Source organism: Clostridium sardiniense (genome assembly GCF_050584765.1).
In the GTDB taxonomy this organism is placed as follows: Bacteria; Bacillota; Clostridia; order Clostridiales; family Clostridiaceae; genus Clostridium; species Clostridium sardiniense_A.
Genome location: NZ_JBNOOR010000005.1, coordinates 1 through 23,080 on the forward strand (window position 1 = coordinate 1; position 23,080 = coordinate 23,080).

Genomic DNA, 23,080 nt, shown 5'->3' on the forward strand with positions numbered 1-23,080 from the left:
CGCGGGTCCATCTCATAGCGGATTGCTCCTTTAATTGCTGTTTCATGCGAAACTGCAATGTTATGCGGTATTAATCTTCCTTTCGGAAGGCTATTCCCCTCTATGAGGCAGGTTACCCACGTGTTACTCACCCGTCCGCCGCTAATCCGTTTCCCGAAGGAAACTTCATCGCTCGACTTGCATGTGTTAGGCACGCCGCCAGCGTTCGTCCTGAGCCAGGATCAAACTCTCAATAAAAAGTTTAATCTTTTCACTCATAAAACTTACTTTAATAAAAAGAATTGCTGGTTGTTTAAATGTTTTATATATTCTGTTCAATTTTCAAAGACCATTTAATTTTTGTCCGTCGCACTCAAGCGACAAGACTTATTATATACACATTTACGACATCTCTCGACTTTATTTTTCTTGTATATAACTGTTATAACTATATTACTCCAATTTACTGCTTATTACTAACTATATCTCATACTGATACACTAGGTATAGTTTGTGCATTTATATATATATTATACTATCATTTTTACATCTTTTATTGTTAATTTATATTTTTTAGCTATATTTTCATAATGATGAATTATGTTTTTATCTTTAAAAAACATAACAAACTTATAATCATAATTGCTCCAAATAGTAACTCCATCATTAATTATATAAAAAGTACTAAATAATATCCCTCTTGCTGATATCTTTACTAATATATCTAAAACTTTCATATCATCTATTTTAAAGTAAATACCCTCATTATTTGATTTTTCTCTAATCTGTATAAGTATATCTTTTTCATCCTTGGATAGTGTACATATCATTCTGCTAAACTCATCATCCATTAATGTATTTCCATAATAATCTAATATACTATTTTTATTTACTTCAAATATATGTCTAAAAAATTCAATAAAACAATTTTCCGCTTCCTCGTTATTAGTAATAAACTCTGTTGTTATTATGGCATTATTATAATTATCAAAGCCTTCTAATATATTATTAGGTCTTACCTCAACACTATTTATAAATGTATTTTTATCAAAACTTCTCATTCTAAACCCCACTCCTAAACCAGTATCAAAAATCCTCATATTTTAATTTAATATTATATCAAAAATACATTATATTAAAGACAAAATAAAAGAGAAGTTAATTTAGAATAACTTCTCTTTTATTTTGTCTTTATTCTTAATAATTAAAACCACTGATATTAGTAATATTATTAATCCAACTATTAAAGAATATCTTTTTAATATTAAGTTTATAACTTCACTATTATTTCCAAATACAAATCCAAGTCCAATAAGTATAGAATTCCAAATAGTTATTCCTATCGCCGAATATCCAATAAAAGCTATTGGTTTCATTTTAACAACTCCTGCTACAATGGATATAAAAGTTCTTGCAAGTGGCACTAACCTTGATAGTAATACAGCAATATTATCATATTTATTTAGCCAGCTATATGCTGCATCTGCTGATTTTTTTGTCTTAGGAAATTTTAAAGTTATATAATCCACCGCTTTAGGCCCAAAATATAGACCTATTATGTAATTTAATATAGAGCCTAATACTCCTGCTATTACAGAAACAACTAATATCTCAATAAAACTTACACCATTTACTACCCCAACTATACCCATAAGCGGCAATACAAGTTCACTAGGTAATGGAAAATTTGCATATTCCAATAAAACAAGAACAAATACACTTATCATTCCATAGTTTACTACAAATTCTCTTATAACTTCTTCTAAACTCATAAACATCCCCCCTAATTTATATATCTAATGATTATTTTAGAATATATCAGCAAAACAACTTTTCTTCAATCTTACTTATGTTAATTATTAATCTTCAATATTAAATCTAAGTTAAATAGTATGATTACCTTTTTATTTGTATAGTTATATCCCTATTAATCAATTTTATACAAACAAAAAAAGGTAGATATTAAATCTACCTTTTTGTTTATATTTTATTACATCATTTTCTTTATATGTGACACTATTGGATCTGCTAAAGTTCCTACAACAACTTGAAGATTTTTAGCATCTAATTTCATTATTCCAGTAGCACCTAATCTCTTTAATTCTTTTTCATTTACTTTTCCTGAATCTTTAACAGTTAATCTGATTCTAGTTACACAAGCATCTATGCTTTCAATGTTTGAGCTTCCACCTAATGCTTCTAAAATCCCTGCCGCTTTTTCATCTATTGATGATTTACCTTTAACTACTCCACGTTGAGCATCATCTTCAACTATGTCCTCAAAATTATCATCGTCTTCTCTACCTGGTGTTGGTAAATTGAATTTCTTAATTGCGAAGTAGAATACTACAAAGTATATTGCAGCAAATATTAAGCCTACTAAAATAATCATTAATGCTTTTGTTGATATTCCATAATTTAACGCATAGTCTATAAAACCAGCCGAGAAGGCAAATCCCATCTTCATTCCAAATATATTAGCAACGGCCAGCGCAATTCCTGTCATAATCGCATGGAATCCATATAGTACTGGTGCTAAGAACATGAATGTAAATTCAATTGGTTCTGTAATACCAGTTAAGAATGCAGTAGCTGCTATACTAACTAACATACCTGTTACTGCTTTTCTATTTCGCTTTTTAGCTGCTGCTATCATAGCTAAACAAGCTGCTGGTAATGCAAACATCATTATAAAGTAGAACCCAGTTGTATATACTCCTGCAGTTGGGTCTCCAGCAAGGAATCTATTTATATCTCCTGTAACAACTGTTCCATCAGGTTTAGTAAATGTACCAAATTGGAACCAGAATATTGTATTAAGCACGTGATGTAAACCAAATGGTATAAGTAATCTGTTTAAGACACCAAAAACAAATGCTCCAATTGCTCCAGCTGCTGCCATTGTGTTACCAAAATCATTTAACACACCTTGGATAGGTGGCCAAATATATCCTGCAGCAACTCCTAATGCTAGACAAGCAAAAGCTGTAGCTATAGGTACAAAACGCTTACCTCCAAAGAATCCCAAAAATTGTGGAAGCTGAATATCTTTAAACTTGTTATAAAGTAATCCTGCAACAACCCCTGAAAGAATACCAGCTAAAACTCCCATATTAATTGTTTCATCAAATGCGCCTGCTACATTTGTAAGCGTGAAATAACCAACAGCAGCTGCAAGTCCTGCAACTCCGTTATTTTCTTTAGCAAGTCCAATTGCTATACCAATTGCAAATAAAATTGCTAAATTATCTAATATTGCCCCCCCTGCTTTTTCCATCCAAACAATTCCAAGAACATCCGGCGCTCCAAGTCTTAATAAAATTGCTGCTGCCGGCAAGCAAGCAACAGGTGTCATAAGTGCCTTACCTAATTTTTGTAATGCGCCAAGAACCTTATTATTTCCTTTTGACATATAATTCCCTCCAATATAAATTATTTATGCTTATGAATCGGTATTTATAATAATACAGAAAATAAATAATAACAAACAAAAAAAGCCGGAAAGAATATAATTATAGTTATATTCCTTCCAGCTAATGCCCAAATTATTAATGGTAACACGCCGAATTAATAAGCATATTTTACTTTGTAATCCTATTCTAATATATTTTTACTATTCTGTCAACGATTTCAAGTGATAAATTTTAATATTTTTACAAATAATTAAATTGACACTTATTATTATTAAAGTTATAATAATATCAAGACGTGTAACTGTTAGATCAGGCATAAGTTTATTTGTTAAACTTATGCCTTTTTTTATTTTAAAGTGCATATGGTATACTATATTTAAAATTTAAACAACCTAATTATTGATATTTAAAACATTTGTAAAATAGAAAGGACTTGAAAATTATGTTTGGATTATTTAAAAAGAATAAAAAAGAAGAATCATTAAATTTTGTAGCTCCAGTTAGCGGAAAGGCTGTAGATTTATCAGAAGTTCCAGATCCAGTATTTGCTCAAAAGATGGCTGGAGAAGGATTAGGAATTGACTCAACAGGAGATATAATCGTAGCACCTTGTGATGGAGAATTAACTTTAGTATTTAAAACTAAGCATGCATTTGCTATGACTTTAGACAACGGAATCGAAGTACTTGTTCACATAGGAATAGAAACTGTATCCTTAAATGGAGAAGGTTTTGAACAATTAGCAGAACAAGGAACAAGAGTTAAAGCTGGAACTCCTATCATTAAAATAGATAGAGAATTCATTAAGAACAAAGGACTATCATTAGTTACTCCAGTTCTTATAACTAACCCAGATACAGTTAAATCACTAGATGTTAAAACTGGCATGGACGTAGTAGCTGGTGAAACTGTAGTTTTAGAATATACTGTTTAATAAATAACAAGAAAACTCATTGCTATTATGCAATGAGTTTTTCTATTTTATCTTCTATTCATCTTTACAGTTCCCGTAACTCTTATTTTTTTTATATGCTAAAACTGATATTCCAAGTATAATTAAAGCACTTCCACCTAGCACATCATTAAATCCTTGTTTGCTTGTAATTGGCAGTTCTTTCACTTCTTTTGATAAATCTGGCTTTACATAAACACCTAGATTAATACTATTATTAGCTTCTCCTGATGATAGATTTATATCTCTGCTTTTATGTGATTGTGCACCATTATCTTTTAAATTAGTTACACCTAGGTTTTTTGGTGTCTCAAATAAAACATAGTACTTACCAGGATCTAAATTATCAAATTTATAATTACCATCCTTATCAGTATTCGTTACTGATAGTAATTTACCATTTGAATCACAAAGGAATACATCTATTCCTTCAACGCCCTCTTCATTATCATTCTGCTTTCCATCTTTATTGTTGTCATTCCAAACTTTACTTCCAATGCTGCCTGACTTTATAACACCTGCATTAATTACATTATCCTTGTCTATATTTTTGACATCTATATTTTCACTAAATCCACCAGTATTTACATTACTAAAATTTGAACTTATATCAGTACTTTGCTTTGTAAAACTACTATATCCTTTAGGCATTGATACACTAATCTTATATTCACCCTTCGGTAAATTTTTAAAATAAACCCTGCCATACTTATCCGTAATTTGATCTTCAACACTATTTCCATAGATATCTTTAACTTCATCACCATTAGCACTTAATAATTTTACTCTAGTACCTTCTATGAGTTTATCATCTTTATCTCTTCTACCATTATAATTTTTGTCTTCAAAAACTCTAGCGTTCACTTCTCCAAAAAAAGTCATACCAGCATTCAGATAAATATAACGTTGACCTTTATTTATATTAAAAACATCTGATACTCCATCTTCATTTACTACACTACTTTTAGCAGATACCCCTACCTTTTTAGGGGAAAAATAATTATATCCTTTTGCTTTTTCCACCTTAATATAGTATTTTCCAGGCAATAAATTATTAAATTCATATATACCTAAGTTATTTGTTCTAGTCTCTTTTACAAATGTTCCATTCTCTAAATATAGTTTTACGATAACATCATTTATTCCGGATTCACCTGCATCTTGTCTACCATTAAAATTCTTATCTTCAAAAATATTACTCTTTATCTTAGCCTTATGAAAGGCTACATCAATATCCTTTTTTTCATCTCCAGATAATAAATTATATATTTTTGTAAAACCACTATCATCTATTACATTAGATGAACTACTGTCACTATTCAATATTATAGTTGGTGCATATATATCTTTTAAATCAACAAATTTTAGACTATATTCACCTGGCTCAAGATTATTAAATGAATAATGTCCACTTTCATCTGTTCTTGTTTCAAGACTTAACTCACCATCCTTATATAATTTAACAAGAATTCCTGGGATTCCAGGCTCATCTTCGTCTTGCTTGCCATTCCAATTAATATCATTCCAAACAAAATCACCTATAGTTATAGCCTTTGTCATTCCAGCATCAATACTAAAGTTTTCCGCTTTATCTGTTATTTCTATTTTGGATGTAAATCCATCTTTATCAAAATCATTATCTAGATTAGTATCATCTGTTCCCTGTCTTTTCGTAAATAACTTAAACTCATCAGATTTATTAACCTTTACATAATAAGTTCCTGCATGTAAATCATCAAATTCATATCTACCAAACGCATCTGTTTTAGTGCTATTTATTATATTTTTATTTCCGTCTAAAAGATATACATCTATTCCTTCTATTAATATTTCATTATCTTCTTGTATTCCATCACCATTGATATCATGCCATACTTTTCCGCCTATTGCTGAATAGTGTGTTGTATTTTCATTATCCGTTCCGGAATTTTCTAAAATACGTTGTGCCAATACACTTTTATAATCGCCTATTGTTATTGAATTACCATCTGATGAATTCAATCTTTCTTTTTTATAGGCATCAGGTGCTATATGATATTTAAGTTCTCTTAAATATGGATATGAATAATATAGGTCCTCTGTACCTTGAACACCTTTAATATTATTGTTTTTTATGGCTACGCTATCACCATTATTCTCATTAGCATATACATTATTTGCTCCAACTGCTTGCAAGAGCTGTAATATTACTACAGTGACTAAAACCAAACTTAGCCACCTTCCAATATTTTTATCGCTTTTCATACTATTATCACCTTGTTTTTTCTCGTGTATTTTTTATTAATTATTTATTCAATCAAATCAAGCTTAACAATAAATCTATCAGGTGCAGGTCCTACATATCTAAAAGGATAACAAGTAACTAAAGTCATACTTGGACCTTCTTCCTGAGCAAGTATTGATTCATCTTCTGGATTTGTTATATATGTCTTCTTAACTTTAAATTTATATGTGTGATTTAAACTTTGTACTTCAACTATATCTGAATCCTTTATATTTTCTAAGAATCCAAAAGTAGTTTCTCTATGACCTAATATAATTGCAGTGCCTTTATCCCCTGGATATATCCCGTTATCATAAAGAGTTGCACCACCTCTTAGATTTTCTTCTGTTGCTCCCATAAGTATTGGAATTTGCTCACCTGTCTTAGTAACAACAAGCTTTCCTATTATATCTTTTCCGTCCACTTTTACAATAGGGTATTTTATTTTATTCCCTTTCTTTGTATCTTCTTTATTTGAATTATCCTTATCATTTTTAAGTGCCTCTGTTCTTTGCTTGTCCCATTCGTTTATATTCTTTGATATATCTCTTTTATCTAACCCAATTTCTATAAAAGGATATGCTATAAGTAGTAATCCACCTAAAATGAATACAACTCCAAATATAGTAAGAAGCTTACTTCTTTTCTTAGGGCTTTTTTTACCCTCTTCCTCTTCCCTTTTTTTTCTCATTTTCTAACACTCCCCTAATAGCAACATTTTAATTATAACCTAAATATTTAACTATTTGTGTGTAATAATATTCTTGTAATTACACATTTAGTATTTTTACCCTTTATCAGTTGTATTTACAAATCTTTTGTAATTCTAAATTTTAATTATTATTCTACTTTTATAGAATATCTAAATCTTTCTATATGCATTGCCAAATAAGCAATTTCATCTTCAACTATTTCCTTATCTAGTTCTTCTTCTAAGAATTCGCCTATTCCCATTGCTATCTTATATGATTTTTTATACTTTTCTTTTATCACTGATATCAAATCATTTTTTATGGGACTTTTAGTCATTATTCTCTCTATTGCAAACCTTATATGTGTTAAGAATCTTGCATAATCTAATGATTTTCTATTTATATTTATATTTAAAGCTTCTTCAACATATTCGATTATAGAACTACTTAAGTAACTGCATTTTATAGTATTTGATAGCTTCCCATTATTTCTAGATGAATGTATGTGAAGTGCTATAAACCCAATCTCTCCATCTGGTATATTTATATTAATTGATTTTCCTATCTTTTTAGCTGCTTCTGCTGCAAGTAAAAATTCCTTAGGATATAATGTCTCTATCTCTATAATGAAAGGATTTTGAATCTCTTCATTATTTTTTAATCTTTTCGTAGCAAAAAATAGATGATCTATAAGTCCTATGTGAATATTTTCACTAAGCTCTTCCCCAAGACTCTCTGATATATCATAAATAACTTCCTCACATAAATCAAAGAAATCATCATCTATCTTTGAAATTATTCTATTAAAGTTCTTTATATTGTCCTCATTTTCAATTTTAAAAATCTTATCTACTTCAGTATCTTTTGAAATTATATTTCCAAATTTCTTTCCAAACCCTATACCTTTTGAAAGTAATATTTTTTCTTTACCTTCAGACTTTACTAAAACTATACTATTGTTAAAAACTTTAGTTACCACCACATCGTCCTTTAATCCTATACCCATTCTTTCCCCTCACTTACATTTTAACCCTTTACTTTGTAATATGTTATATGATCTTTCCACACTCCATTTATAAAAAGATATTTTTCATTTATTCCCAATTCTTTAAACCCGGTACTAATTAGTACCCCCCTTGATCTCTCATTATCTAAAAGCGCTGATGCTTCTATTCTATGAAGATCTAATTCTTTAAAAGCATAATTTACAACCAAGTTTACAGCTTCTTTCATGTAACCTTTTCCCTGATAATCTTCATCTATACAATAACCCAGTATAGCACTTTTAAATACTCCATATACTATATTGGATAATCTAAGCTTTCCTATTATTTTGTCATTATCTATAATTGCTAAATCTATTGAGGTTCCATTTAAGAATTGCTTGTAACTTTCATTCAATGAGTTTCTTTGTGATTCTAATGTATAGAATTCTTTATCTCTTGTAGGCTCAAATTTTTCAAGATGCTTTTTATTTTTAGTATAGTATTCTAATAATGCTTTATCATCATTTGGAGTTAAATTTCTTAATGTAATATTTTTACCCTCCAATTGAATCATAGATGCACAGTTTTTATATATATAATCTTCTCTATTAATTCCTAACATAAGTTCATTCTTATAGATTCCATTAGAATATATATTATCCGATAATATACCTTCTAAAATGAATCCTAAATCAAGAAATGGCGAAAGACTAAGTCCTTCAATTACTTTTATGTTAACCTTAAAAATATTCTTATCCTTAAAAGTCGCCATTAATAATAACTCTAAAGTTTCTCTTAATAGGCTATAATCATATTCTCTATAAAATTTTAAATCAATATTACATCTTTTATTACTTTGATCTAATTCTTCTATGGAAAATCTTCCTATGTTTATGCTGTTTTTATCCCTAATAAGATATTCATTATTACTTCCCTTATTTAAAGCTATATTTATATTGTAATTTGGTGACATATTAAATTCTCCTAAAATTAAAGTCTTATAAGAATATTATATATTATACTTCTACGTTTACAAGGTTTAACTGATTATATTTATAAATAATATTATGTTTAATTTATAAATAATATTATGCTTAAAGTGTATTTAAATAATTTTTATTTATCTGATAAGTAAAAATTTATATTTTAAATAGAATTACTTTTTATCTAGAATAATAATAAAGACCTCTTTAAATTTATTCAAAGAGGTCTTTAGATTAATATATATATAAACTTTATTGTAATTAAATCTCAAAAATAAAGTTATCCCCAATTTTATCAACATGTTGTTGATAACTTTTTATTTTCACACAATATATTGTGCTTCGAGACTTGTTGCATATTATATTTTTTTGGCTAACTTAATCGACAAAAGTCATATTTTATCCAATTTTTGTAAACACTTTTCAAACTTTAAAAGTTATCCACATAAATTACTTATCATTCATTCCAATTATATCTTTTATAACTTCCCCACCAATTATCATACCTGCAACTGGAGGCACAAATGATATACTTCCTGGAATTTGTCTCTTTTCAGCACACTTTTTAGTTCCACCTGTACAAACACATCCAGTTTTACATGTAACTACATCTTCAGTTCTTGGCTTAGTTGGTTGCTCTTCTGAGTATACAACCTTAAGCTTTTTAACTCCTCTTTTTTTAAGCTCACTTCTCATTACTTTTGCAAGAGGACAAACTTTTGTTTTAAATACATCACTTACCTTAAATTGAGTTGGATCAAATTTATTACCTGTTCCCATTGAACTAATTATTTTTATATCATTTTCATAGCAATATTTAGCAAGAGCAATCTTTGCAGTTACTGTATCTATTGCATCAACTACATAATCAACATCATCTGTTATAAAATCTGTTATATTATCTGGAGTTACAAAGGTTTGATGAGTAATTACATTACATTTATGATTAATACTTAAAACTCTTTCCTTCATAACATCAACTTTAACTTTGCTTATTGTATTATATGTTGCATGGATTTGTCTGTTTAAATTAGTAAGACATACTGTATCATCATCAATTAAAACTAGATTTCCAACTCCAGCTCTAGTTAATGCTTCAACTGTAAAACTTCCAACTCCTCCAACTCCAAATACAACTACCTTAGCACTTTTTAATTTATCTAAACCTTCTTTTCCTATAAGTAATTCCGTTCTTGACAATGAATGCTGCGCCATATATTTTATCTCCTTTGTTATCTCAAAATATTTATTTCTATTTTATTTTATATTATTCCCTTATACAAGGTTTTTTTCTCCGGTAAAATCTTCACTTATGTTTACTATACATTCTATTGAGTCTATAATATTGTATAAGTTATCTATTTTTAAGATAACTAATTGTTTTACGGAGGATTAGATTATGGTAATTGGAATAATAAGTGCAATGAGTGAAGAATTAGAAATTCTTCTAAAAGATATGGATGTTACTGAAAAAAACGTTAAAGCAAACATGACTTTCCACAAAGGTAAGCTTTGGAATAAGGATGTTGTAGCAGTTGTTTCAGGAATAGGTAAGGTTAATGCAGCAATATGTACTCAAATATTAATTTCAGAATATAATGTTGGAACAGTAATTAACGTTGGAGTTGCTGGTGGTATCGGAATGGATATATATCCTGGAGATGTCGTTATAGCCGAAAACTTAGTTCAATACGATATGGATACAACAGTATTTGGAGATAAACATGGTCAAATTCCAAGATTAGATACTTTTGATTTCAAATGTGATGAAAGCTTAGTATCAGTTTGTAAGGAAGCTTGTGATGAAATCGACGGATTTAATACTTTCTCAGGAAGAATAGTTTCAGGAGATCAATTCGTAGCTAGTGTAGATAAAATTAAATGGCTTGAAAAAGAATTCGATGCTAAAGCTGTTGAGATGGAAGGAGCAAGTATCGCTCACGTTTGTTACCTAAACCACATTCCATTTGTAGTTATAAGATCAATTTCAGATAACGCTAATAATGGAGCGCACATGGATTATGAAAAGTTTACTCCAATCGGAGTTAGAAACTCAACAACAATCCTTAAAGGTATGATTAATAAGTTAAAATAAAAAAAAGTCCATTAGGACTTTTTTTATTTTAACTTATAATTTATGAATAAATAACCCACTTCGTAATTTAGGCTCAAACCATGTTGATTTAGGTGGCATAACTTTATTAATATCTGCAACATCCATAACATCATGAATATCTGTTGGATACATAGAAAAAGCGACTCTCATATCCTCTTGAACTCGTCTTTCAAGTTCTTTAATTCCTCTTATTCCACCTATAAAATCTATTCTATCTGACGTTCTAACATCTTTAATATTTAAAACTTTCTCAAGTAAATTTTTTTGAAGTATTGATACATCTAATCTTTCTATAGGATCATTTTCATCAAAACTATCTTTTTTCGCTTCTAATATAAACCATTCATTATCTAAATACATACCAAATGTATGCTTTTTAGTTGGCTTATATCCATTTTCTCCTTGATACTTACTTATTTCAAAGTTCTCTGAAACCTTATCAATAAATTCATCCTTACTAAGCTCTCCTAAATCCTTAACTACCCTATTATAATCCATGACATAAAGATCTTGATCTGGAAAAGCTACAGCTAAAAAATAATTAAAATCTTCAGCACCAGTATAATCTGGGGTTTCTTTTCTCCTCATTTCACTAACTTTTGCTGCTGATGCACATCTATGGTGACCATCCGCAATATACATACTATCTATATTCTTAAATAATTTTTCTAATCTTTCTATATCCTTGTATTCATCTATAACCCATACGCTCTGCCCTACGCCATCTTCTGAATGAAAATCATATTCAGGATCTTTTTTAGTATATTTATCTATAATACCTGAGATATTATTATTCTTTCTATAAGTTAGAAATATTGGTCCTGTATTTGCATTGCAATAATCTACGTGATTAATTCTATCTTCTTCTTTATCAGCTCTTGTAAATTCATGCTTTTTAATAACATTGCTTACATAATCATCAATTGATGCTGTACATACTAGTCCCGTTTGCACTCTTTCATTCATTATTTGCCTGTATATATAAAAGTATGGACTTTCATCCTGAATAAATTCTCCATCCTTAATCATTCTATTTAGATTATCCCTAGCTTTTTCATAAACCCTTTTATCATGAGCATCAATTCCAATATCTAAGTCTATCTCAGCTCTATCTATATGTAAAAATGAATATTTATTATCCTTAACTATTTCTCTCGCTTCTTCACTACTCATAACATCATAAGGTAATGCTGCTATCTTTGAAACTAATTCCTTTACTGGTCTAATTGCCTTAAAAGGCTTAACAATTGCCATAAAAATACCTCCCCAAATTCAAAACTTTAATTTATAGGAAGCTTTATACATTTATAAAGCTTCCTTATTTTAATGCTATTTATAAATTTAAAAATTCTTTTACTACACTAACTACTTCTTTTCCAATCCTATCTTGAGCCTCTTTAGTTGATGCCCCTATATGGGGACTTACACTAACTCTTGGATGATTTACTAATTCTTTATTCGCTGTTGGCTCTTTTGCAAATACATCAATTCCAGCTCCTGATACTTTTCCACTTTCAAGCGCTCTTAATAATGCATCTTCATCTACAACCTTGCCCCTTGAACAATTTACAATATATATTCCATCCTTCATTATATTAAATTCATTTTCTCCAATTAATGATTCCGTATCCTTATCATAAGGAACATGAATTGATAAAAAATCTGAAGATTTTAATACCTCTTCAAAGCTTAAAAATTCATAGTGTAATTCATCATACTTTCCTTCAATTGTATAATATATTACCTTCATACCTAGTGCTTCAGCTTTCTTAGCTAAACTTTTTCCTATTCTCCCCATCCCTATTATCCCAAGGGTCTTACCACAAATTTCAGTTCCTTGATACTTTTTCTTATTCCATTCACCATTTCTCATAGTTGAGTTAGATTCACCTAAAAATCTAGCAACTGAAAACATATGAGCTATGGCAAGTTCTGCAACAGAATCTGAACTTGCATTTGGAGTATTCCTAACAGTTATCCCAAGATTCTCAGCACATTTAACATCTATATTATCTATTCCGACCCCTGCTCTTATTGCAAGTTTGAGCTTCCCTTTTGATGCTTCATCTAAAACATCTTTAGTCAGCTTTGTAGCACCCCTAATTACTATTACATCAAAATCCTTAAGTTTTTCTCCTAATATATCTTGATTATAATGAGTGTTTACAACTTCTATACCAAGAGCTTCCAACTTGTCTATAGCACTTTGTTGCAAACCATCATTAGTTAAAATTCTATACATAAAATACCCCCCTTAACTTAAACTATAACCCCAATATCTCTTCAATATTATCTAATAATTCTCTAACATCATCCACCTGACAATCTGCCATATGAGCTATTCTAAATGTTTTTTCTTTTAAATCACCGTATCCATTAGATATAGTAAATCCTCTTTTTCCTAGCTCCTTATTCAAATCAGCAATACTTACTCCTCTAGTATTTTTTATAGTCGTTAATGTATTTGATAATAACTCATCTTTTTCTGGGAATAGCTCAAAATACTTCCTTCCCCATTCTCTAACTACTTTTGCCATCTCTAAATGTCTATTAAATCTATTTTTTAGACCTTCCTTATTTAATATATAATCTAGTTGATAGTCTAGTGCATACATATGAGGAATAGATGGTGTTGATGGATATTGATAATCCTTCTTTTGAATATACTTATAAAGTGATAGTAAATCTAAATAGAAACCTCTATTTGGAACCTTCTCAGCTCTTTCCCTTGCCTTCTTTGAAAAAGTACATACAGCAAGTCCTGGAGGAAGTCCTAAAGCTTTCTGACTAGATGTAATACATACATCTATACCGATTTTATCCACCTCTATTTTTATTCCTGCCGCTGAACTTACTGCATCGACAATAAATACTACATCTGGATATTTCTTAATAACTTCACCAATTTCATATATAGGATTCATAACTCCTGTTGATGTTTCATTATGCGTTACTGCAACTAAATCATATTCACCAGTTTTTAATGCATTATCAACCATTTCCTTTGTTATACCTTTGCCCATATCGACTTCGAAAATATCCGCTCGTACATTATTGTTAATAGCCATATTGTACCATCTTCTCCCAAATGCCCCACAAGAAAAAACAGCAGCCTTTTTTAATGTACATGATCTTATAGCCCCTTCCATAAGACCACTTCCAGAAGTTGTTGATAATAAAATCTCACTTTCTGTAAGAAATAACTTTCTTAGATTATCACTTATTCTTCTTTGAAGAACTGATGCATCTTTACTTCTATGACCTATCATAGGCTTTGTCATCTGATCTAATACATCTTTACGAACCTCTACAGGACCTGGAATAAACAACTTTTTATGCATTTACATCCCCCCTATTATTAAATTCCTTTTTTCGTTATTGATTATCCGTACATTTTACTATTATCTTCCATAAAATTCAAATATCCTTAATGGTTTTTACTGTAAAATACTTTTCAATAAAAGTGTCTATACTACAAATACACTTTTTACCCTAAACATTTTTTATCCTTTACTTATTAATAATATGATTTAGAATGAAAAAATTTCATTATATTATAATAAAAAAAGTCCTTTATCTATAAATTTTATAGATAAAGGACTTTTTTAAAAATAATTTAAGCGATATATAGTGAATTGAACTATTGTTTATCTAATAATCTTTTTTTGATTAGTGTGTGAAACCATGTGCACCTTTATTTTGTTCATTCTTTTCTAAAACATGCGCATTGTTAAGAGCTTTTATACCAGCCTTAATATCATTTACTAATTGTTCAGCCATTGCATGACCTAAGTCAGCACGACATACGATACGTTGGATTCTTACATTTTGTAAGTTCTCTGGTAATGGATAAGCAGGTACTTGCCATCCCTTCATTAATAATCTATCTGCTAGATCATCTAATGACCATTCTACATTAGCATCTTCTTTTAATTTGTAGCAAACTATTGGTAAGTTTGATCCATCATTGTAGATTTCAAATAATCCCATGTCCTTGATTTCTTTTGCTAAATACATTGCAACATCTTTTGTTCTTTGATGTATTTGTCTGTATCCTTCGAAACCGTATCTTAAGAAGTTGTAGTATTGTCCTATTACTTGGCTTGCACTTCTTGAGAAGTTTATAGCCATTGTTGGCATTTTTCCTCCTAAGTAGCTTACTTCAAATATCAATTCTTTAGGTAGGAATTGTTCATCTTTCCACATTACCCAACCGATACCTGGATAAACTAGTCCGTATTTATGACCTGAAGTACTTATTGATACAACATTCTTTAATCTGAAATCCCATTCAAGATCTGGTTCTATAAATGGTGTGAATAATCCACCTGAAGCACCATCAACGTGAATTGGTACTGATAATTTAGCAGTCTTATTGTATTCTTCAACAAGATCATTTAATTTCTTAATATCATCAAATTTACCAGTGTAAGTGATACCAAGTATTCCAACTATACCTATAGTATAATCATCAACATAATCCATTACTTTATCCATATCTAAACTCATATGATTTTCTTCTAATGGAACTAATCTCATTTCTATATCCCAATATACACAGAATTTTTCCCAGCATACTTGGAATCCTGATGATATTACTAAGTTTGGTTTCTTATTAATTACATCCATACCAAGCTTCTTAGCTCTATTTCTCCATCTGAACTTCATAGCCATACCAGCTAACATACAAGCTTCTGATGATCCAACTGTTGAAGTACCTATAAACTTCATATCCTTTGGAGCATTCCATAAATCAGCAATTATATTTACACAACGATTTTCAAGCTCTGTTGTTTGAGGATATTCTGACTTATCAATAGCATTTTTTTCTAATGTTTCAGCCATTAATTTTGTAGCTTCATCTTCCATATAAGTTTGACAGAATGTAGCTAAGTTTAATCTTGCGTTACCTTCATCCATTAATTCATCTTTAACTAATCTGTATGCAACTCTTGGTTGTATAGGCTTCTTGCCAATTGAGTATCTTGGCATTTCCACATCTTCTTCTTCTGTACCAAATATTGGTGTTCTATAAGTATCTTTTAATTCTTTATCATCTCTACTAAATAACATAGTAAGACCTCCCTTGATTGTTAATTATTTTATATTTTTTATATTTATAACATGTTCATCTTCAGGTAGGCTTTGGTTTTTTTGATAGTCTTGCCATTGGGTGAACAAAGCTACTCGCTTTATACTATTTCTTGTTGCCTGAACTATCTCCCGGTGGAAGAAGTTTTTCTTCTTGATCCATAATATCTTCTGGATCTGGATTGATTTGATGTTGTCCTCTTGCAATAGGAGGAACAAATTTATTAACTTCATCAGCTTTTAATGCAACTGGTTCTTTAATACTCTTATGTGCACTCTTATCATGAAGTGCATATATTGCAAATGGAAGTATAAGAACTATTATGAAGCATATTATAAGCATTGTTTCATATTGCTTAGCACTTGCCGCATCTAATGATGCTGGTGGTACGAAGGATATAACGAATGCAAATATTGACATTAAAAAACCTACAATACTAACTATCATTTTAAAGACTGTTCCACCTGGTATTTGGTAACCTCTCTTCAACTGTTTCTTCTTTAATACTAAATTAAAGTAAGCTATAAAGAATAAGAAATAACCAACTAAGTAAACAACAACTGTAAGTGACATTGCAGTTAAGAATGAAACGTTGTTACCACCGCCTCCAAATGTTAAAACTGCTGCCCATATTGTACATAAAACACCTTGTACCATAATTAATGGAACTGGAACATTGTGTTTATTAACTTTTCTAAATGTTTTTGGTAATATTCCTTTTTGAGCTGCTACATATAATCCTCTTGATGGACCAACAACCCAAGAACTAACTTCTCCCATAACTCCAACTGCAATCATTAATGATATAATTTTTACAATCCAAGTTCCATGAGAAGTAAAGTGACCTATTAAAGCTGCAAATGTTTGTATGACACCAGAACTTAAATTTAAGTCTGATTGTGGTATAACTGCTGCAACTGATAAACCACCCATAGTATCTAATACTATTGCACAAATTACTAAAAGTAACATTGCTAATGGATAATCTCTCTTAGGATTTTTCATTTCATTAGCGTGAGTAGCTGATGCTTCAACACCCATATATCCTAATATAAATGATACAAAAACAACTAAAGTATTTATCTTAGTAAAGTCTGGGAAGAATGTTCCCGCACTAATTTTTACATCTAGTGGATTTCCTTGTGCAATATACGCAATTGCTAATCCAAATAAAATTAATGATGGTATAACTATACCTATTATAAATCCTACTTTAGCAATCTTTGCTGTATATTTTGTTCCTGCTAACTGAGTAAATGTTAATGCCCAGAATACAATTAATACACCAATAAATTTAACTGTTGGATTTGTATTAAGTGCTGGAAAATCAAATACATATGACAATGCTCCTAATATGAAATATAGCATTGTTATGAATCCGATTGATATCTCAAAGAATTGGAATGCTATTGCTGCAAATCCATATCTCTCTCCTAGTGTGTTTCCAACCCAAGCAAAGACACCACCTGTTTGCCATCCTTCTACTGTTGCCATCTCTGCTGCACATAAAGCTACTGGTATAAACCATAATATACCACCGGCTAATAAGTAAAATACCAAACTGAATCCGGATGTTGCAAATGTTGGATATTCATATGAAGTCATTACCATAGATGCTGTTATTGCAAAGAATCCGAATAAGCTCAATGACTTAGCGGTACTTGGCTTTGAACCCTTATCCATAATTTCACGACCCTTCAATATTTTGTTTTTATTAAAACCCTTAATATTGTCGACAAAATTAAGCAAGTCAGGAACTTTTTTCTTGTTCCTGTCCATGGCTAAAGTATAACAACTGTCATTTTCTATGTAAAACGCTGTTTTCAAACCCAAAATATTCAAATCAACTATAAATTTTGATTACAGGAATAAATCCCTATAAATAATCTCGCATTCTTACCTATTCTTAGTTTTCTTACCAAATTCATTCTGTAAATTTTACAAGTACCCCTCAAAGCCTTTAAAATAGCCACTTCACGCATATAATTAATAAATTTCATATAATTATTAATTTTAAGTAATGGCTATATTACTTACGTTAAACGTTTACCTTAATATTTCATTATAATCAATTTATACCTAATAATTACTTTTTATTTAAAAACTTCACTTTCTTTTATATATGGTTACAATTTTATACATTTAACTCATTTATTGGGTTAATTATTAATAGTTAATGTCCTAGTATTCATAGTCGTTTACTCATATATACTATTTTTCTCTTATATTTTTTCTCTTTTTGCCATTTGCACTTAAATTCATACCATTTAAGCATAAAAAAAAGACCAATACACTAACCTTAATATAAAAGCAAATGTCGGTCTTAACAAATTTATCTATCTATTTATATATATTTAAGTACTTTTTTTCTAAGTAATCTAAGAAATATTTGCAATTTAATTCTTCATTACTAATATTTTTTATAAGTTCACTAGGTGAATATATAGCTCCATACTTATGGATATTTTCATAAAGCCACATATGGATTCCACCCAATTCACCTTTTCTTATATCATCATACATTCCATTATATTCTTTTTTCATTACATGTAGCATCTGAGCTCCATAAATATTTCCTAATGCATAACTTGGAAAATATCCAAAGGAACCATCTGACCAATGAACATCTTGAAGTATTCCTTCACTATCATTTTTAGGCTCTACTCCTAAATAATCTCTATATTTCTTATTCCACTCTTCTTTAACATCATCAATATCTAAATCTCCATTTATAAGAGCCTTTTCTATTTCATATCTAATTATTATATGAAGACTATATGTTAGCTCATCAGACTCTGTTCTTATAAGTGATGACTCAACATAATTTATTGCTTCATAGAATTCTTCTAGGCTTACATCTTTAAATTCACTAAATTCGTACTTTGCAAAAGGGAAAAAGTATTCCCAGAATTCTTTACTTCTTCCTAATATGTTTTCATAAAATCTTGACTGTGATTCATGAATACTCATTGAAAGAGATGTATCAAGACCTGTTCTTTGAAGTTCCTCTGGAACATCTTGATCAAATATGCCATGACCACCTTCATGTATGGAGCTAAATAAAGCGGATGTAAAATCTTCATTATCATAATTTGTTGTGATTCTTACATCTTTATTCCCAAAACTTATAGTAAATGGATGTACGCTTTCATCAAGTCTCCCTGCTTGAAGATCATATCCCATTTTATTTAGAATAAATAAAGCAAACTTTTCCTGAGACTTTTTATCGAACTTTCCAAGTAAAAAGTCTCTATTAATCTTCTTTTCACTTTTTTCTATTTTGCTTAATATATTTAGTATTCCTTTTTTAAGCTCACTAAATATATTATCAAGCTTTTTTACAGTTAAGCCTTCTTCATATTTATCTAAAAGTGTATCGTATTTATTATCCTTATAGCCCCAGTATTCTACGAATTCCCTTTGAAAATCTATCATCTTTTTTAGATGCGGCTTAAATATTTCAAAATCCTTTTTCTCTTTAGCTTCTTCCCATGCACCTTCTGATAATGCTTGCGCTATTACAAATTCTCTATATCTCTCTTCTGGAATCTTCTTTGTTTCATCATACTCTTTTCTAGCATGTTTTATTATAGCCTTATCTTTATCTGATAGACCCTCTACATTACAAACAAAGTAGTCTAAAAGTTCTCCCATTCTATCAGAAGTTGTCATCCTAAATATCTCTCCAGATAAATGTTCTATAATACCTGAACGTTGTTCTATTGCCTTTTTAGGCATTTTAGTTTGCATATCCCAATAAATAAGCTCTAAAGCTGAATTCATTTTAGAAATACTTTCAATATAACTTTTAAGTTCCCTTAACTTTGCTTCTCTCATAAGCCCCAATTCATCTCCTTTAAATTAATATTCAGGTCCAAAATATAATACAGATTCAGTTTCCCTACAATACTTAGTTACTATACATTCACTTAATTTTCTTGGACACTTAAAACAAACGCATTGTAGATCCTTTCCATCACAATTTCCATCTCTTTTTTCTGGACAATCTACACAATTTACTGCAATTCCTGCTGACATAAAAACACTCCTCTTTTGATTTATATAATTTATTATATCAAAGAAATACAACTCTTCTCTACTTATAGTAAGTATATTAATATTTATAAATAGTTTAGAAGCTGAAGAATATTCTAATATGCGTAAAGATTTAAATGAATTAATTATAAGAAATATAAACTAAAAAAGTTAGAGATCAATCTCTAACTTTTTTATATTCAAATATACTATACAAGCATATCTCTCTTACTAAATACTACATGGGCTACTATATATGAAACTATTATAGTTCCAATCATAAGTATAGCACCAAGTTGCGGTGTAAAGTTTACGTTGGAATAATTGTATGCTATATCTCCTTGAATTATACTTGGTGTATTACCGTAATTTAAGAATATAAGATGTGCATACTCTCCAATCTTTTGGCTCATCATAGGTAACATTGTAGCTGCCACTGAAACAATTACTGAAACTGCCATTGTTATCATACTACTTTTAAATAAAGCAGATATCATAAATATAAATGCACAACATGCAATAATAAATAATACTTGCAGTAAAAAGCTCTTAAGTACAAACTCACCCATTGTTGAGTTATATCCTGAATTTGCAACTAAATCTAATTGCTTAAATCCTTGCTGAATTAAAACCTCTTGATTAATCTGATATTTTAAAGCCAATTCAACTGGCATTTTCATTGCATCAAATCCTGTGAAAGCTCCAATTATACCAAATGTTGCGACTTCAAGTCCACATATCATACTTACTACAGTTATTATTATAGCAATAAATTTAGATAATACTACTTTTCCTCTTGAAATTGGTTGAACTAATAAGAATTTAAGTGTTGCTGGAGTACATTCCCCTGATATTATATCACTCATAAATACTGCAATTCCTGCAACTAGTATAACCATACCAAGCATCATCATAACTTGTATTCCAAAATTACTAGGGTAGAACTCCCATGATTGTATTGGCTTTATATCATTGTCTAAGAAATATTGGTTTCTTTCAATTTGCTTATTGGTACTATCTGTATGCTCTTTACTAGCATAACCTTCTACTTTTGCTTTTTCTAATTCACTCTTTAAGCTAGCAATCTCTGATTTAACTGCAATCCTCCAATCTGGAGTTTCTTGACCTATAAGTTTCTCTTGTATCTTTCTGTCAGCTTCTAATCTTTTTATATCATCTTTTGTATACTCTATATTACTTTTAGCATTTTCTATATCTGCTGCAGAAGATGAGTTCTTCTCAATTTCCTTTAAGTGCTCTTCATTATATTTTAAATCGTCTTTTCTCCACTTTAATTGGTTGTCTATATTCTCAATCTGACCTTCAGGTGATTGCCAATAAGCCATTTGATTTGCACTTATTTTTGCCATAAATATAAATCCTACCATAGCTAATGCAAATAGTCCAAATACTACCCAAGTCTTACCCCTTCTTGTTATCTTAATAAGTTCATTTTTTATTAGAGTAAATATCATTATCTTATACCTCCTTCAACAAGCTCCATATACCTTTGCTCTAAGCCTTCTCTGTTTTTAAATATTTCTTCAATTAAAATATCTTCTTTTACTAAGGCTTTTACAAGTTCTGGAGTTGTTCCTGAGTCTATAACAATATTTATTCCGTCTTCTGATTTCTCTGAAGTTAATACAAATGGTTGATTCCTCAACACCTTAAGTACTATTTCATCATCATTCTTTGCAACTAATGTAAGACTTTCTTTTTCTGTTCCTTGTACAGCTTCATTCATATTTTCTACTGCTTTTATAACACCATCATTAATAAATGCTACTCTATCACAAAGTTGTTGAACTTCACTTAATATATGTGAAGATACAAATACAGCCATTCCTCTTTCTCTTGAAGCGCTCTTTACTATGTTTCTAAAATCTATAATTCCTGATGGATCAAGTCCATTTGTTGGTTCGTCTAATATTAAAAGTTTTGGATTTCCGATAAGTGCTGCAGCAAGACCTAATCTCTGTTTCATACCAAGAGAATATTTCTTTACTTTATCATTTATTCTGTTTTCTAATCCAACAAGCTTTATTAATTCTTCTACCTCTTCCTTTGATACTTTTCTTATTCTTGCAATTTGCATAAGATTTTCTCTTCCTGAAAGATACTTATAAAGCTCAGGATTTTCAACTACAGCCCCTACATCCTTTAATGCTTTCTCTTTATTATCTTTAAGATTTGCTCCACAAATTCTAACTTCACCTGATGTTTGTGATATAAGACCAACTAACATTCTAATTGTTGTTGTCTTACCAGCTCCATTAGGCCCTAAGAAGCCGTATATCTCCCCTTCTTTAACTGTAAAGTTTAAATCTTTTATTATTTCTCTTTTACCAATAACCTTTTTAAGGTTTTTCACCTCTAAAACATTCATTAACTACCCCTCCAGTGATTACTATAATATAATTCTAAACATTAAATCTTAATATAAAGAGGAGTATTTTCTTATTAATTTCTTAATAATTCCTTAATTATCCAAATAGAATTGTAAAAAGTCTACCCATAATTATTAAGAGTAACTCAATACCCTCTAATATTACATTGTAAAGACAAT

19 protein-coding genes and 1 rRNA gene are annotated in these 23,080 nt (G+C 29.8%); 2 read left to right on the forward strand and 18 right to left on the reverse strand.

Annotated features, from left to right (window positions below):
* The 4 genes from ACQPUW_RS15835 to nagE form a co-directional block, all read right to left on the reverse strand.
* A 16S ribosomal RNA gene (locus tag ACQPUW_RS15835) occupies positions 1 to 237 on the reverse strand; the annotation flags it as partial.
* Between the two features lie 272 nt (positions 238 to 509).
* Positions 510 to 1,040, reverse strand: coding sequence for a hypothetical protein (locus ACQPUW_RS15840; RefSeq protein ID WP_430838440.1), 531 nt, complete (start codon positions 1,038 to 1,040; stop codon positions 510 to 512).
* Between the two features lie 102 nt (positions 1,041 to 1,142).
* A complete protein-coding gene (locus ACQPUW_RS15845) occupies positions 1,143 to 1,751 on the reverse strand; it encodes a DedA family protein (protein WP_430838441.1) in 609 nt (202 codons plus the stop codon).
* Positions 1,752 to 1,969: 218 nt separating this feature from the next.
* The gene (gene nagE / locus ACQPUW_RS15850; protein WP_430838442.1) at positions 1,970 to 3,391 is read right to left on the reverse strand and encodes an N-acetylglucosamine-specific PTS transporter subunit IIBC; all 1,422 of its coding nucleotides are present in this window, start codon (positions 3,389 to 3,391) and stop codon (positions 1,970 to 1,972) included.
* Positions 3,392 to 3,834: 443 nt separating this feature from the next.
* Here nagE and ACQPUW_RS15855 point away from each other — a divergent pair, with 443 nt between their 5' ends.
* Positions 3,835 to 4,326: a PTS sugar transporter subunit IIA gene (locus tag ACQPUW_RS15855; protein ID WP_430838443.1), complete on the forward strand. Its 492-nt coding sequence runs from the start codon at positions 3,835 to 3,837 to the stop codon at positions 4,324 to 4,326.
* Between the two features lie 54 nt (positions 4,327 to 4,380).
* Here ACQPUW_RS15855 and ACQPUW_RS15860 read toward each other — a convergent pair whose 3' ends face one another.
* From ACQPUW_RS15860 to ACQPUW_RS15880, 5 genes are all read right to left on the reverse strand, one after another.
* Entirely contained in the window at positions 4,381 to 6,588 is a 2,208-nt protein-coding gene (locus ACQPUW_RS15860; protein ID WP_430838444.1) for an SdrD B-like domain-containing protein, read from the reverse strand.
* A 44-nt stretch (positions 6,589 to 6,632) separates the two neighbouring features.
* Entirely contained in the window at positions 6,633 to 7,298 is a 666-nt protein-coding gene (locus ACQPUW_RS15865; protein ID WP_430838445.1) for a class D sortase, read from the reverse strand.
* Between the two features lie 149 nt (positions 7,299 to 7,447).
* The gene (gene glcT / locus ACQPUW_RS15870) at positions 7,448 to 8,305 is read right to left on the reverse strand and encodes a glucose PTS transporter transcription antiterminator GlcT (RefSeq protein WP_430838446.1); all 858 of its coding nucleotides are present in this window, start codon (positions 8,303 to 8,305) and stop codon (positions 7,448 to 7,450) included.
* A gap of 20 nt (positions 8,306 to 8,325) precedes the next feature.
* Positions 8,326 to 9,258, reverse strand: coding sequence for a GNAT family N-acetyltransferase (locus ACQPUW_RS15875; RefSeq protein ID WP_430838447.1), 933 nt, complete (start codon positions 9,256 to 9,258; stop codon positions 8,326 to 8,328).
* A gap of 460 nt (positions 9,259 to 9,718) precedes the next feature.
* The gene (locus ACQPUW_RS15880; protein WP_430838448.1) at positions 9,719 to 10,483 is read right to left on the reverse strand and encodes a tRNA threonylcarbamoyladenosine dehydratase; all 765 of its coding nucleotides are present in this window, start codon (positions 10,481 to 10,483) and stop codon (positions 9,719 to 9,721) included.
* Positions 10,484 to 10,667: 184 nt separating this feature from the next.
* Between ACQPUW_RS15880 and ACQPUW_RS15885 the strand changes: the two genes are divergently transcribed.
* Complete coding sequence (locus tag ACQPUW_RS15885) at positions 10,668 to 11,363, forward strand: 5'-methylthioadenosine/adenosylhomocysteine nucleosidase (RefSeq protein ID WP_430838449.1); 696 nt, start codon at positions 10,668 to 10,670, stop codon at positions 11,361 to 11,363.
* A 33-nt stretch (positions 11,364 to 11,396) separates the two neighbouring features.
* Here ACQPUW_RS15885 and ACQPUW_RS15890 read toward each other — a convergent pair whose 3' ends face one another.
* The 9 genes from ACQPUW_RS15890 to ACQPUW_RS15930 form a co-directional block, all read right to left on the reverse strand.
* Complete coding sequence (locus ACQPUW_RS15890) at positions 11,397 to 12,638, reverse strand: DUF1015 domain-containing protein (RefSeq protein ID WP_430838450.1); 1,242 nt, start codon at positions 12,636 to 12,638, stop codon at positions 11,397 to 11,399.
* Between the two features lie 79 nt (positions 12,639 to 12,717).
* Entirely contained in the window at positions 12,718 to 13,626 is a 909-nt protein-coding gene (locus ACQPUW_RS15895) for a D-2-hydroxyacid dehydrogenase (RefSeq protein ID WP_430838451.1), read from the reverse strand.
* Positions 13,627 to 13,648: 22 nt separating this feature from the next.
* On the reverse strand, positions 13,649 to 14,725 hold the full coding sequence (locus ACQPUW_RS15900; protein ID WP_430838452.1) for a pyridoxal-phosphate-dependent aminotransferase family protein: 1,077 nt from the start codon (positions 14,723 to 14,725) through the stop codon (positions 13,649 to 13,651).
* Positions 14,726 to 15,053: 328 nt separating this feature from the next.
* Complete coding sequence (locus ACQPUW_RS15905; RefSeq protein ID WP_430838453.1) at positions 15,054 to 16,457, reverse strand: glutamate decarboxylase; 1,404 nt, start codon at positions 16,455 to 16,457, stop codon at positions 15,054 to 15,056.
* 124 nt (positions 16,458 to 16,581) lie between these two features.
* Entirely contained in the window at positions 16,582 to 18,159 is a 1,578-nt protein-coding gene (gene gadC, locus ACQPUW_RS15910) for a glutamate:gamma-aminobutyrate antiporter (protein WP_430838454.1), read from the reverse strand.
* A 657-nt stretch (positions 18,160 to 18,816) separates the two neighbouring features.
* Complete coding sequence (locus ACQPUW_RS15915) at positions 18,817 to 20,313, reverse strand: carboxypeptidase M32 (protein ID WP_430838455.1); 1,497 nt, start codon at positions 20,311 to 20,313, stop codon at positions 18,817 to 18,819.
* Between the two features lie 24 nt (positions 20,314 to 20,337).
* Positions 20,338 to 20,514, reverse strand: coding sequence for a hypothetical protein (locus ACQPUW_RS15920; RefSeq protein WP_430838456.1), 177 nt, complete (start codon positions 20,512 to 20,514; stop codon positions 20,338 to 20,340).
* Positions 20,515 to 20,720: 206 nt separating this feature from the next.
* A complete protein-coding gene (locus ACQPUW_RS15925; protein ID WP_430838457.1) occupies positions 20,721 to 21,986 on the reverse strand; it encodes an ABC transporter permease subunit in 1,266 nt (421 codons plus the stop codon).
* Positions 21,986 to 22,900, reverse strand: coding sequence for an ABC transporter ATP-binding protein (locus ACQPUW_RS15930; RefSeq protein ID WP_430838458.1), 915 nt, complete (start codon positions 22,898 to 22,900; stop codon positions 21,986 to 21,988). Before ACQPUW_RS15930 ends, ACQPUW_RS15925 begins: the two co-directional genes overlap by 1 nt.
* Between the last annotated feature and the right edge of the window lie 180 nt (positions 22,901 to 23,080).

Excerpts from the sequence above, each read along its gene's own strand:
- ACQPUW_RS15840 (WP_430838440.1), bottom strand. The coding sequence starts at position 1,040 with ATGAGAAGTTTTGATAAAAATACATTTATAAATAGTGTTGAGGTAAGA.
- ACQPUW_RS15845 (WP_430838441.1), bottom strand. The coding sequence starts at position 1,751 with ATGAGTTTAGAAGAAGTTATAAGAGAATTTGTAGTAAACTATGGAATG.
- nagE (WP_430838442.1), bottom strand. The coding sequence starts at position 3,391 with ATGTCAAAAGGAAATAATAAGGTTCTTGGCGCATTACAAAAATTAGGT.
- ACQPUW_RS15855 (WP_430838443.1), top strand. The coding sequence starts at position 3,835 with ATGTTTGGATTATTTAAAAAGAATAAAAAAGAAGAATCATTAAATTTT.
- ACQPUW_RS15860 (WP_430838444.1), bottom strand. The coding sequence starts at position 6,588 with ATGAAAAGCGATAAAAATATTGGAAGGTGGCTAAGTTTGGTTTTAGTC.
- ACQPUW_RS15865 (WP_430838445.1), bottom strand. The coding sequence starts at position 7,298 with ATGAGAAAAAAAAGGGAAGAGGAAGAGGGTAAAAAAAGCCCTAAGAAA.
- glcT (WP_430838446.1), bottom strand. The coding sequence starts at position 8,305 with ATGGGTATAGGATTAAAGGACGATGTGGTGGTAACTAAAGTTTTTAAC.
- ACQPUW_RS15875 (WP_430838447.1), bottom strand. The coding sequence starts at position 9,258 with ATGTCACCAAATTACAATATAAATATAGCTTTAAATAAGGGAAGTAAT.
- ACQPUW_RS15880 (WP_430838448.1), bottom strand. The coding sequence starts at position 10,483 with ATGGCGCAGCATTCATTGTCAAGAACGGAATTACTTATAGGAAAAGAA.
- ACQPUW_RS15885 (WP_430838449.1), top strand. The coding sequence starts at position 10,668 with ATGGTAATTGGAATAATAAGTGCAATGAGTGAAGAATTAGAAATTCTT.
- ACQPUW_RS15890 (WP_430838450.1), bottom strand. The coding sequence starts at position 12,638 with ATGGCAATTGTTAAGCCTTTTAAGGCAATTAGACCAGTAAAGGAATTA.
- ACQPUW_RS15895 (WP_430838451.1), bottom strand. The coding sequence starts at position 13,626 with ATGTATAGAATTTTAACTAATGATGGTTTGCAACAAAGTGCTATAGAC.
- ACQPUW_RS15900 (WP_430838452.1), bottom strand. The coding sequence starts at position 14,725 with ATGCATAAAAAGTTGTTTATTCCAGGTCCTGTAGAGGTTCGTAAAGAT.
- ACQPUW_RS15905 (WP_430838453.1), bottom strand. The coding sequence starts at position 16,457 with ATGTTATTTAGTAGAGATGATAAAGAATTAAAAGATACTTATAGAACA.
- gadC (WP_430838454.1), bottom strand. The coding sequence starts at position 18,159 with ATGGATAAGGGTTCAAAGCCAAGTACCGCTAAGTCATTGAGCTTATTC.
- ACQPUW_RS15915 (WP_430838455.1), bottom strand. The coding sequence starts at position 20,313 with ATGAGAGAAGCAAAGTTAAGGGAACTTAAAAGTTATATTGAAAGTATT.
- ACQPUW_RS15920 (WP_430838456.1), bottom strand. The coding sequence starts at position 20,514 with ATGTCAGCAGGAATTGCAGTAAATTGTGTAGATTGTCCAGAAAAAAGA.
- ACQPUW_RS15925 (WP_430838457.1), bottom strand. The coding sequence starts at position 21,986 with ATGATATTTACTCTAATAAAAAATGAACTTATTAAGATAACAAGAAGG.
- ACQPUW_RS15930 (WP_430838458.1), bottom strand. The coding sequence starts at position 22,900 with ATGAATGTTTTAGAGGTGAAAAACCTTAAAAAGGTTATTGGTAAAAGA.